The 12,501-nt window shown below is 41.3% G+C and carries 9 protein-coding genes; 4 read left to right on the forward strand and 5 right to left on the reverse strand.

Going from position 1 to position 12,501, the window contains the following annotated elements; genetic code table 11:
* Nucleotides 1–44: 44 nt before the first annotated feature.
* The 3 genes from rph to ACMHKH_RS09145 form a co-directional block, all read right to left on the reverse strand.
* A complete protein-coding gene (rph, locus tag ACMHKH_RS09135; protein WP_025652276.1) occupies nucleotides 45–761 on the reverse strand; it encodes a ribonuclease PH in 717 nt (238 codons plus the stop codon).
* Between the two features lie 224 nt (nucleotides 762–985).
* Nucleotides 986–2,746 carry an AMP-binding protein gene (locus tag ACMHKH_RS09140; RefSeq protein ID WP_413520328.1) on the reverse strand — a complete coding sequence of 587 codons (1,761 nt, stop codon included), beginning with the start codon at nucleotides 2,744–2,746 and terminating at the stop codon, nucleotides 986–988.
* A 448-nt stretch (nucleotides 2,747–3,194) separates the two neighbouring features.
* Nucleotides 3,195–4,925, reverse strand: coding sequence for an AMP-binding protein (locus ACMHKH_RS09145; protein WP_413520329.1), 1,731 nt, complete (start codon nucleotides 4,923–4,925; stop codon nucleotides 3,195–3,197).
* 768 nt (nucleotides 4,926–5,693) lie between these two features.
* On the opposite strand from ACMHKH_RS09145, the gene parC reads away from it, so the two are divergent.
* The 3 genes from parC to ACMHKH_RS09160 all read left to right on the forward strand — a co-directional run bounded on the left by parC (nucleotide 5,694) and on the right by ACMHKH_RS09160 (nucleotide 9,858).
* Nucleotides 5,694–8,009, forward strand: coding sequence for a DNA topoisomerase IV subunit A (gene parC / locus ACMHKH_RS09150; protein WP_413520330.1), 2,316 nt, complete (start codon nucleotides 5,694–5,696; stop codon nucleotides 8,007–8,009).
* A 10-nt stretch (nucleotides 8,010–8,019) separates the two neighbouring features.
* Complete coding sequence (locus ACMHKH_RS09155) at nucleotides 8,020–8,886, forward strand: hypothetical protein (RefSeq protein ID WP_413520331.1); 867 nt, start codon at nucleotides 8,020–8,022, stop codon at nucleotides 8,884–8,886.
* A gap of 174 nt (nucleotides 8,887–9,060) precedes the next feature.
* Complete coding sequence (locus ACMHKH_RS09160) at nucleotides 9,061–9,858, forward strand: Cof-type HAD-IIB family hydrolase (protein WP_413520332.1); 798 nt, start codon at nucleotides 9,061–9,063, stop codon at nucleotides 9,856–9,858.
* Between the two features lie 100 nt (nucleotides 9,859–9,958).
* Here ACMHKH_RS09160 and ACMHKH_RS09165 read toward each other — a convergent pair whose 3' ends face one another.
* Both ACMHKH_RS09165 and ACMHKH_RS09170 read right to left on the reverse strand, forming a co-directional pair.
* Nucleotides 9,959–10,222: a hypothetical protein gene (locus ACMHKH_RS09165; protein ID WP_413520333.1), complete on the reverse strand. Its 264-nt coding sequence runs from the start codon at nucleotides 10,220–10,222 to the stop codon at nucleotides 9,959–9,961.
* A 51-nt stretch (nucleotides 10,223–10,273) separates the two neighbouring features.
* Nucleotides 10,274–11,071, reverse strand: a complete 798-nt coding sequence (locus ACMHKH_RS09170) for a 3-oxoacyl-ACP reductase (protein WP_413520334.1) — start codon at nucleotides 11,069–11,071, stop codon at nucleotides 10,274–10,276.
* A 305-nt stretch (nucleotides 11,072–11,376) separates the two neighbouring features.
* Between ACMHKH_RS09170 and ACMHKH_RS09175 the strand changes: the two genes are divergently transcribed.
* Nucleotides 11,377–12,501 (forward strand): extracellular solute-binding protein, encoded by a 1,125-nt coding sequence (locus tag ACMHKH_RS09175; protein WP_413520335.1) that lies wholly within the window; start codon nucleotides 11,377–11,379, stop codon nucleotides 12,499–12,501.

Below are 12,501 nucleotides of genomic sequence, written 5' to 3' on the forward strand. Positions count from 1 at the left end.
GGTTATACCTATTAATTGGCAATTAGATGTTATTAATGACGGAATTACCAACCAAGTGCGGTTTTTTGCATAGCAATCAGCTCAGCGATGCCTTTTTCGGCAAGTATCAGCATATCATCAGCTTGGGCACGCGTGAATGGCTTTTCTTCTGCGGTACCTTGGAGCTCGATAAACTCACCTTTTTGGGTCATGACCACATTGAGATCAGTGTCACAGCTGGCATCTTCTTCGTAGTTCAAATCCAAATACGCTTTACCATCTTTCATACCAACAGAAACCGCAGCAACTAAACCAATTAAAGGATCGGCTTTTAGTTTTTTAGTTTTTTGAATGCTCTCTAACGCATCAATTAAGGCAATAGCCGCACCTGTTACACTGGCTGTACGCGTGCCGCCATCTGCTTGTAAGACATCACAATCTAGGTAAATGGTATTTTCACCAAGCTTACTCAAATCAATCATTGCACGTAAGCTACGACCAATCAAACGCTGAATCTCTTGGGTACGACCTGATTGTTTACCGCGTGCTGCTTCGCGTTGGTTACGAGTGTTAGTCGCGCGTGGCAACATACCATATTCAGCCGTAATCCAGCCCTTACCTTTACCCTTGAGCCAGCGCGGTACACCAGACTCCACACTTGCAGTACATAATACTTTGGTATCGCCAAAGCTGACCAATACTGACCCTTCGGCATGCTTAGTATAATGGCGCTCAAAGCTGATTGAGCGAAGTTGGTCAAGCTCACGGTTGTCAATACGCATAAAATTTCCTAGTACGAGGTTGTAAAAGTAGTGTTATAAAATAAAAAGTGTATCGTTATTTGATTATTTAGTAGATATTTATAGATCATTAATATGCTTAAATAAATAATAATTGAATGTCATAACAGCACTAAATATTAGGTTATCCTAACGTGACAACGGTGCAATAGCAAGATTCACACCCGCTATCGCACCGTTTTTTTGGCTAAAAATAGCTGTAAAAGTTATTCTAAGCCTTCCATCTTACGCAATTCTTTACGTAGGATTTTGCCAACATTTGATTTTGGTAATTCATCAACGAATTGGATATGACGCGGACGCTTATAACCGGTCAAGTTCTTTTTGCCAAAATCAAGCAGCTCTTGCTCGGTAACTTCACCTTTTTTGACCACAAACAGTTTTGGATCTTCACCACGGTCATCATTTGGAATACCAATCGCGCCGCACTCTACCACTGCTGGATGCTCGCTCATGACTTCTTCGATTTCATTCGGATAGACATTGAAGCCAGAAACCAAAATCATGTCTTTTTTACGATCAACGATTTTGATAAAGCCTTTTTCATCCATGATACCGATATCGCCGGTTTTTAAATAACCACTGGCAGTAAAGGTTTCAGCCGTTTCTTCAGGGCGATTTTGATAGCCAATCATGACTTGTGGACCTTTGACACATATTTCACCGCGATCACCGAGCGCAACGACATTTTCTTCATCGTCAATCAATACGATATCGGTACTAGACGCTGGAATACCGATTTTACCAGTGAATTCTGCAATAGTCATCGGGTTAAAGGCAACGACTGGTGAGGTCTCAGACAGACCATAACCTTCAACGATAGGCAGACCAGTGATTTTATGCCACTCTTTTGCTACGCTTGGTAAGACTGACATACCGCCGCCAATAGCCGCTTTTAGGTTAGAGAAATCTAAATCTGCAAAGGCTGGTTTGTGTACCAAACCATTAAACAAAGTATTGACCGCAGGTATAAAGGCAGGTTTATATTTACCCATCTCTTTAATGAGACCATCAAGGTCACGCGGATTTGGAATCAGTAAACCAGCATAGCCTTGATACATGCCGTACATGCCGCAAACCATAAATGAGAATACATGATATAGCGGTAGCGCTGTCAAGATAACATCATTTGCGTCCACATCATCGTCAAAAGCGCTGTTCATGAGCACGCTAATCTGTAGCATATTGGCAACTAAGTTACCATGCGAGAGCATTGCGCCTTTAGCAACACCAGTGGTACCGCCAGTATATTGTAGTAACGCCACATCGCTTAAGTTCAAATCAGGACGTTTATACTTGCTTGCAGATACTGCATTTAACGCCTGCTTAAAGTTGGTGCTCTCTGGCAAACGATACGCTGGAATCATTTTTTTGACATGGCGAGCGACAAGATTGACGATAGACCCTTTCACCAGCCCTAACATATCACCAAGCTTACAAACGATAACATGCTTTACTTGACCTTTATCTTCAGCGTCTTGATAAGTTTTGGCAAAATTTTCGACGATAAATAAAGCTTTGGCACCACTATCTTTTAGCTGATGTGACAATTCGCGGCTGGTATATAGAGGATTGACGTTGACCAAAATCATACCAGCGCGGATGATACCGAGCATCACGATAGGATATTGCAAAACGTTGGGCATCATTACTCCAACTTTATCACCTTTAACCAATCCTAACGACTGCAAATAGCTGGCAATTTGGCGACTGTATAAATCCAACTGTTTGAAACTGATGGAAGCACCCATACAGATATAAGCAGGTTTTTGACCATAACGGTTAAAGTTACGCTCGAACACTTCAAGTAAAGAGGTACTATCATCCGGCATATCAATGGTCGCATTGATGCCGTATTTCTCATAAGTACTCAGCCACGGACTGTTACTTGCTATCGTCGGCATGGTAGGAAAAGCATTATTTGCAACTTTATGGTCTGTGCTTTCTTTTTTGTTACTGTCCGTCATAATCTTCCCTAAATATCGCTGTTAAAACATTACTGTTAAAATACACCTGATGTTATTACTACGGACGCCATTGCTGGTGACCTTGAATGACTGCTATGCTGCTATGCTGCTATGCTGCTAAACTTTATTATTAATTATAAAAATAGCTAAAAACTCTGTAAATCAACAACTTTATATCGACGATATTGTGCAGGCTTTAAAAAAACTACGCCTTTTTATCGTCAAAAACGAAAATATAACGGCACAAACTATAGCAGTTTTACCGACACTTCTCTATAAATAGTAAGAAATGAGCAGCCAAAAACAAAAAAATGATAAGGTCTCATATAAGTGACCTTATCATCTGTAGTAGTCGTTTTAACGGCTACTATATCAGCGATAAACAGGCTCCTAGCCATCCTTATTCGCGATAAAGACCGTCGAAAATCTTTCTAAAGTTCATAGCGTATTACTTACCGTGGTTCTTTTCTTCAAGCACACGCAGATCTTTATGTAAGATCTTGCCGACGTTTGATTTTGGTAGTTCATCGATAAATTCAACATAACGTGGACGCTTATAACCCGTTAGATTTTCTTTGCTGTAAGCAAGTACTTCTTCTACCGTCAAGCTGTCATCACTACGCACCACATAAATCTTCGGTACTTCGCCGCTCTTCTCATCTTCAACGCCAATGACACCACATTCCAAAATCTTTGGATGAGCTGACATCACATCTTCTACTTCGTTTGGATAAACGTTAAAGCCTGAAACCAAAATCATATTCTTTTTGCGATCGACGATTTTAAAGTAGCCTTCTTCATCCATTACGCCGATATCACCAGTACGGAAATAACCGTCAGAGGTCATAACTTCAGCAGTGGCATCATCACGTTTCCAGTAGCCTTTCATCACTTGCGGACCACGAACACAAATCTCGCCACGCTCGCCAAGTGGCACCTCATTACCTTCTTCATCTAAAATAGCCATTTCAGTACCAGGCATCGGCAGACCGATATTACCTGAGAATTCACCAGTACCTTGCGGGTTTGCTGAAGCTACCGGAGAGGTCTCTGACAAACCGTAACCTTGAACGATGATATTACCGGTAATTTTTTGCCATTTTTCAGCGGTATCTTTTAAAACCGCCATGCCGCCGCCCATAGACATCTCAAGCTTGCTGTGATCTAAAGCTTTGAATGCATCACTATTTGCCAACGCATTAAACAGCGTATTAACTGCTGGGAAGAACGCTGGTGGATAATCTTTATAAGCTTTAATTAAGCTGGCACCATCACGTGGGTTTGGTACCAGTAGACCGATACAACCGCGATATAAGCCGAACATACCACAAACCGTGAATGAGAAAATGTGGTATAGCGGCAATGCGGTCATAATAACCGCCTGCTCACTCTTACCTTCAAACTTATCGAAAGCATCACCAAGATAGGTATCACACTGAATCAGGTTAGCCACTAAGTTGCCATGCGTGAGCATCGCGCCTTTGGCGACACCTGTCGTACCACCGGTATACTGTAGAACCGCAATATCATCTAGGCAAATATTATCGGGGCGCTTATATTTTTTCGCCGAAAAGCGATTCAGTGCCTTTTTGAAGTTAGTACTGGTTTTAAGATTGTAATCAGGCACAAGCTTCTTCACATGGCGCACGACCATATTAACAATAAAGCCTTTTAATGGACTCATCAAGTCGCCCATCGAGGTGACAACGACATGGTCAACCAAGTCTTTACCAATATCTTCATAAGTTTTGGCGAAATTTTCTAAAATGAACAAAGCCTTGGTATTAGAGTCTGTCAGCTGGTGCTCAAGCTCTTTTGAGGTATAAAGGGGATTGACGTTGACCAAGGTCATGCCAGCACGTAGCACACCCAATACGGCAACCGGTAGCTGCAAAATATTTGGCATCATAACGCCGACTTTATCGCCTTTTTTCAGACCTAATGACTGCAAGTAAGCTGCGATTTGTTTGCTATAGCGATCTAAATCTTCGTAGGAGAGCTTTACATCCATACAGACAAAAGCTGTTTTACCAGCATACTTCGTAAAATTCTGCTCAAATATATCGATTAGAGAGGTGTTGGCAGCTGGCATATCGATATCATATGTAATGCCAAGCTTTTCGTAAGTTTTGACCCATACTTTGTCATTACGACGAATCTGGTTGCCTTGATTTTCCATAATCTTTTTACTCCTAATAAGTGATACAACTGTTGGTCTGACCCATCATGCTGTGATAAACGTAAATTTGGACAAATGTAAAAAACTGGACAGACATAAAAGCCTGAACAAAGATAATAATTTGGCGCACAAGCCAGCCACAATGGTGGTAATCGATACTCACAGCATAAATATGCGGTAGTAACTCAACAATTTAATGGTAAATGACCCTTTGTTGTTTAACATACACACTTTATACAAACTACTCAATACAAAAGATTGCTACCTGAGTGCGCAAAGTCGTTTGACGAGGCGCAATGCTAGTACTATCAATTATTTAGATAGCTGTATTGGCAATATAGTCAAAGTGTGCTTGTCGATACTACAGCGTCTTATTTATTACTTGTTATCTGTCTTAACCATTCAAACACGCTCTTGCCGACAAAAACTGAGTATAGGCATAGTGTTTTTTATAACCAGTTGACCATATCAGTAAAAAATAAACGGTTAAAATAGGATAAATATCAAATCACCAGTAAATTCACTATACTGGATTTACTGCTTAAAAACTATATCGTTAACAGCAATCTAGATAGCGGTGTTTAGCACGTCATCGTTTGTCGTTTATACTGTTTTACACCTTTTTAATTGTGCCAATATCCTTTACGATAGGGCTATCTTATTTTCACCCTATTTAACTGTCTTGTGAGCCATTAGCTCTTAAGAACAAACCTATTAAAGCAAGCTATTAAAAAACTTCTATTAAGAATCAAAAGCGAAAACTACTTTATGTCCGATGTTATTGATACGATTGACCCTGTTTTATCCAGCGAACCCATGGATACGCGTTCAGTGGCGGAGTTCACTGAGCAAGCTTACCTTAACTATGCCATGTACGTCATCATGGATCGGGCATTGCCAAATATCGCCGATGGTCTCAAGCCTGTCCAGCGCCGTATCGTCTATGCCATGAGCGAGCTAGGGCTAAAATCGACGGCAAAGGCGAAAAAATCGGCGCGTACGGTCGGTGACGTTTTGGGTAAATATCATCCGCATGGCGATAGCGCCTGTTATGAAGCCATGGTATTGATGGCTCAACCATTTAGCTATCGTTACCCACTGATTACCGGTCAAGGTAACTGGGGTAGCCCTGATGATCCTAAATCATTTGCGGCGATGCGTTATACCGAAGCCAAAATGTCTGCTTACGCCAATACCTTGCTCGCGGAACTCGGACAAGGAACCGTCGATTGGCAAGATAACTTTGACGGCACTCTGCAGGAGCCAACTACCCTACCTGCGCGCCTGCCCAATATCTTATTAAATGGTACGACCGGTATTGCGGTCGGTATGGCAACCGATATTCCGCCGCATAATCTTAATGAAGTCGTTCGTGCGGCGATTCGTTTGCTGAAAAATCCTGAACTATCGGTTAAGCAATTGACGCAATCGATACCAGCGCCTGATTTGCCAACACCGGCTGAAATCATCACCAGCAAAAAAGACTTGCAGTCGATGTATGAGACGGGTCGTGGCAGCTATAAAATGCGCGCAACCTTTCATATTGATCCTAAAGAGAAAAACCTCGTCATCATTAATGCGCTTCCTTACCAAGTCTCCGGTAATAAGATCCAAGAACAAATCGCCAAGCTGATGACCGATAAAAAGCTGCCTTGGATTACGGATATTCATGATGAGTCAGATCACGAAAACGCTTGCCGTATCGTGCTCGAGCTACGCTCAACGCGGGTTGATGTTGATCGCGTCATGAGTCATTTATTTGCCAGTACTGACCTTGAAAGTAATTACCGCGTCAATATGAACATGATTGGCTTAAACGGTAAACCACAAGTTAAAAACCTTAAAGAAATCCTAGAAGAATGGCTCGTTTGCCGCCGCTCAGTGGTGACGCGCCGTTTGCAATATCGTCTCGATAAAATCGATAAGCGCTTACATATCCTTGCAGGTCTGCTGATTGCCTATCTAAATATTGATGAAGTGATTCGCATTATTCGCGAAGAAGACGATCCAAAATTATCATTGATGCAGGACTATGATTTAAGCGAGATTCAAGCCAATGCCATCTTAGATATTCGTCTGCGTCAATTAGCAAAATTAGAAGAGTTTGAGCTTAGACGCGAGCAAGATGAGCTAGCTGCCGAACGCGCCATTATTCAAGAGTATTTGGACAATCCAGAAAGCCTGACCACTTTGATGATTGATGAGCTCACTGCTGACATGAAAGAGCACGGCAACGAGCGGGTGTCACAATTGGCAGAGCGTGAAGAAGCGCAAGCGTTAAAAGAATCTGACCTTGTACCAAGCGAGCCAATTACTGCCGTATTATCAAAAGCTGGTTGGATTCGTGCTGCAAAAGGTCACGATGTTGATGCCGCTGGTATGAGCTATCGTTCAGGTGATGCTTATCAAGCGCACATCCGCGGTAAATCAAATGAGAAAATCTACGTCCTCGATAGCACCGGTCGTAGCTACAGTATCGACGCCCATAATCTCGCCTCAGCACGTGGTCAAGGCGATCCGCTCACCAGTGTATTAAAACCGCCAGCAGGTGCCAGCTTCGAGCAGCTATTAACGGGTGATAATGACCAACGCATCATACTCGCCAGCTCGCAAGGCTATGGTTTTATTAACACCATTGGCAATCTAGAAAGCAATCAAAAAGCCGGTAAAAATATCATCAATCTAGCTGCTGATAGCCGCTTACTTCCTGTTGCCCGTATAGATGCTCAAGCTGATGTGACTGTAAATCCTGATAATAATGGCTTATCTGCTAGCGAAAACGGCTCTACGCCTGATCATATCGCTGTCGTGACCAATGCTGGCTATTTATTAATCTTTGCACTCAACGATTTGCCTGAACAGGCTCGCGGTAAGGGTAATAAAATGATTACTCTAAAAGGCGATGAGGAAGTGCTAACTATTACGCCACTCAGTAAACAAGACAGCTTAGTCATTACTGCTGGCAAGCGTCACGTAACCCTAAAGCCGATGGACTTAGCCAACTATACCTCTAAACGTGGTAGTCGTGGTGGTCAGTTGCCAAGAGGCTTTCAGAATGTGACGAGTGTTGAGGTTGTTGGATGAGATTAGAGATATGACTGTACCTCAATCATTAAGCAATCCATCTGATAAAATCATTTATCAGGTGGGTTTGAATACGCTTAGATATCAAGAAATAGAAAGAATTGTTAAAAAACTCATTGAATTTTCGGATTACACTGTAACTTCTTCTGATATATCTAAAGATAGACCTACACCCATATCATGGTCTTTTAATCCTAGCGTAAATACTACAAAAAATACTATGGGAAGCTTAGTCAGCTTACTTTGTGATCTCCAGGATGTGGATGAGAATAAAGAATCTGATGATAAAAATGAGTTTAAAATCTCATTTAAAATGTCGCATGGAGTGATAGATAGACAAAGAATTCAAAATTTATTTCAAAAAATAATAACTGATAGAAATAACTTCACTCATCATTTTGAAAATTATTATTTCGACTCAAACTCAAATATTAAACAACCTCATGAGGTTGTTTTAAATCGTCTACAATTTGAATATAACGACGCTGGCTGTTTACTAGAAAAACTAAAAAGCGAACTTAAAATGAAAATAGATTTCATAATAGAACATATGAATCTCTTTTCAGAAGTAGCGACCATTAACCAAGTAGCTAATATCTTTGATGAAGCCTATCAGTCGTGCAAACGCAGTGACGATTGGGCAGTATGGCAACAAGTAATGCATTATGTGTATAAAACACCTAATATTCAAACTAATATTGAAGAACTGAAAAAGAAGAAAAGCCTTAAAACGACTAAGAATATGCTTATGTGTGTATTCCCTAATTGGTTATTTAGAGATGAGCCAACTGAAAATGGTACACGGACTTTAGTTCAGGTGGACAATACGTTAGTCAATATAGATAGCAGCTTCCCTGAAATTATTATTTCGGATTAATATTTTAGTAATTACTAATTAGTAACTTAAAAAGTGGAAGTTTCGACCTCCCTTATTCAGTAACTTCTTTATATTTCATCATACCAACACTACCTCTTTATGGTTAATACGTTTTAAATCACTAAAAATGGTAGGATTCTAACACTTAATATAAATAGGACTGCCAAAGCCATTATGAATAATAAAACACCTACCCCCAAAATCATCTTTTTCGATATCGATGATACCTTAAGCCGTGACGGTGTGATTGCCGCGCATAATAAAGAGACCCTTGAAGCGCTGGCAAAGACAGATATCAAACTGGTCATTTCAACCGGACGATCAAAGCCGATATTGCCACTTGATATCATCGCACTGCTTGAGGCGGACATTTTAGATGCCATTATCTGTATGAATGGGCAATATAGTTTTGATAATCAGCGCGTTATCAGCCATTATCCATTATCCGATGAGCAGTCTTCCGCCATTACTCAGCTTTGTCAGCAAAGCGGCTTGGTCTATAAATTTGACTCCGCTACTAACATTATCTGGTCAGATGAACATGAGTGGCAAGACAGATACCACGATAAAATAAAGAGCTGTAGCATCATCGACCCTGATTATTGCCGATTTAATACCGTATATCAGTGCTCGGTGTTTTTTGATGATCAAGATAAAAAAATGCAGGAGGTCAACTTCGCAGAGCAAGACTTAAAGCTGGTACCTTGGCATGAAATTGTCGCTGATATTTTGCCGATTGACGCCTCAAAAGCACGCGGTATATTAGATGTGTGTGCTTACTTTGACGTCGATGCAAGCGACTGCATGGCATTTGGTGATGGATTGAATGATTTAGAAATGTTTGATTTGGTCGGTTATGCGGTGGCAATGGGCGATGCAAAGCCCGAGCTGATAGAGCGTGCGGATTTTGTCACTGGGACGATTGAAGAGCATGGAATACAAGCGGTGGTTAAGCATTTACTTGTAGTCTAGACACTAGACAATTAATAAAATTTTAATTCGCAAAAACCCTTGCTAGTATCTAGTAAGGGTTTTCTATTGTTTAACATTCAGTAGCTATTTCTATAGCTATTTAATTTCGACCCGCTATCAACCCATAAACCCAACTGCCTAGCTTATAAAATCCAACAGCAACTAAAATAAAGAGTAATGCTGCCAATAAATACGCTAAAAAATTTGGTATACCAGTTGACCAGCCAATAGTAAATGCCACACCAAGATATGCTTCTAATGGCCAGCTTAAAATCGGCGTATCCATACCAAAATTAAAGAAAGCAATGAGTGCGCATAGACCTAGCACGGCGGTAATAATTCCAGCAAGTTTACGGTTAGTCATCTCATCTCTCTTATATAATCAAATCAATTTAGTTAGCAAGTAGTGCAATTATTAAGGCATTGTTAAACCACCATCAACTGCGATAGATTGACCAGTGATAGCCGAGCTTAAATCAGACGCCATCAGCAATACCGAGTTAGCGAAGTCGGCAACTGAGGTTGCTTGACGCAGTGGCGTCGTCGTAGCGATATAATCAAATACCTCTTCAGTGGTTAATTTACTTGCGTCAGTGGTTTTAAGCAGTCCACCTGCCAGCAAGTTCACACGAATACCATATTGACCAAGCTCGCTCGCTAAATTGCGCGTTAGCCCAATCAGCGCTGACTTTGCCGTCGTGTAATCGTAATACGTCACCACTGGATTATAGATAAGGTTGGTTGAGATATTGATAATCTTACCCATACCTTGAGACTTCATTTGCGGTAATACCGCTTGTACAGTATTGACCGCACCTTGAACAATACCATCGATTTGCTGAGAAAAATGCGCCCATTGCACGGTTTCGATACTGGTGTAATCAGCACTTGGATTGAACTGATAGCTCGGCAAAGCATTATTTACCAAGATATCAATGCGCCCGAAACGCTTAATCACTTCCGCTGCCATCGCTTGCATTTGTGCCAAATCAGTCACATCACCTTGATAAGCAAACGCTTGCCCGCCTGCCGCTTCAATATCAGCAACGACTGTTTCAGCAGCCGTTTTACTATTAAGATAATTGACGCAAACGCTCGCCCCTGCCGCTGCCATCTGCGTGGCAATCTGTGCGCCAAGACCGCGACTGGCACCAGTAACGATAGCGACTTTATCAGTGAGCAATGCGGGAATAGAAACGTCAGTCTTATTCATTATTATTTATCCTTTATAATTTTAGTTGGCTATATAAAATTGGCGTACTAGAAATCTCCACTTATACAGCAGAAGGAGTATTCACCAGTGAGTATTTGGCAAATGTTTAGCCGCGCTAATCATAGCATGATTAATTATAATGGTTATATGAGCCAATCGCGACCGTCATCCACCTTAAAGTCAGTAGATTCAATCCCTTGGCCTTTAAATTTCGACTTACCATAACCATAATCGTATAATGAATGATGTTATAACGGCATCATGCGCCCGCTATTTATCTTTTGCCTTAATTTAGGAGAGACATTTTGTCCCATTTATCATCTGCCAAGTGCTCTACTCGCGCCTCTATTAAAATACTGCCGAAAGCATTACTGTGCGTCGCTATCGGGCTATCTATTACCAGCTGTAGCAAATCTGATAATGCCGCTAGCGATACTGCTGCTACCAGTACAGAGACATTAAACCTATATAACTGGTCAGAGTATATGCCGCAAGAGATTCTTGATGGTTTTACCAAAGAGACTGGTATCAAGGTCAATTACACCACTTTTGATTCAAATGAAGCCATGTACGCCAAGCTCAAGCTACTTGATGATTCTAGCCAATATGACTTAGCGATTCCATCGACCTACTATGTCGAAAAAATGGCAAAAGAAGGGCTGCTACAAGAGCTTGATAAGTCTAAGTTGAGCAACTTTAAAAATCTCGATACTTCATTTACCAACACCAAAGTTGACCCTGATAATAAATACTCGATTCCTTATATGTGGGGCAGCACTGGATTGGCTATCAATGGTGAAACGATTGATCCAGCGACGGTGAATAGCTGGAATGACCTATGGCGTCCTGAATATAAAGGTCAAGTGATGCTGATGAATGACATGCGTGAAGTGTTTGGTATGACGCTATTGACCCTTGGTTACTCTGGTAACAGCAGCAATCCTGATGAAATCAAAGCCGCTTACCAGAAGCTTACTACTTTGATGCCAAATGTTAAAACCTTTAACTCAGATGCTTCACGTATGCCGTATATGGAAGGTGAAACCAGCATCGGTATGACTTGGAATGGCGAAGCGATTATCGCTAATAACGAAGGTCTGACCAGTTTGGTCTATAAATACCCAACTGAAGGGGCTATTCTTTGGATGGACAACTTTGTCATTCCTAAAAATGCCAAGCAGGTCGATGCCGCGCATAAATTTATTGATTATCTGCTGCGTCCAGAAAACTCTAAAATCGTTAGTGAAGAGATTGGCTATGCATCGCCTAACATCGCCGCCCGTGAATTGATGCCAGAAGAAGTCAGAAACAATCCGACCATCTATCCAAGCAAAGCAATATTAGCAAAAGCTGAATTCCAAGAAGATGTCGGTGATGAAGCATTGCAAGTGTATCAGCAGTATTGGGATAAGCTAAAAACGGGACGTTAA

Source organism: Psychrobacter glacincola (genome assembly GCF_965118485.1).
GTDB classification, from domain to species: domain Bacteria; phylum Pseudomonadota; class Gammaproteobacteria; order Pseudomonadales; family Moraxellaceae; genus Psychrobacter; species Psychrobacter glacincola_D.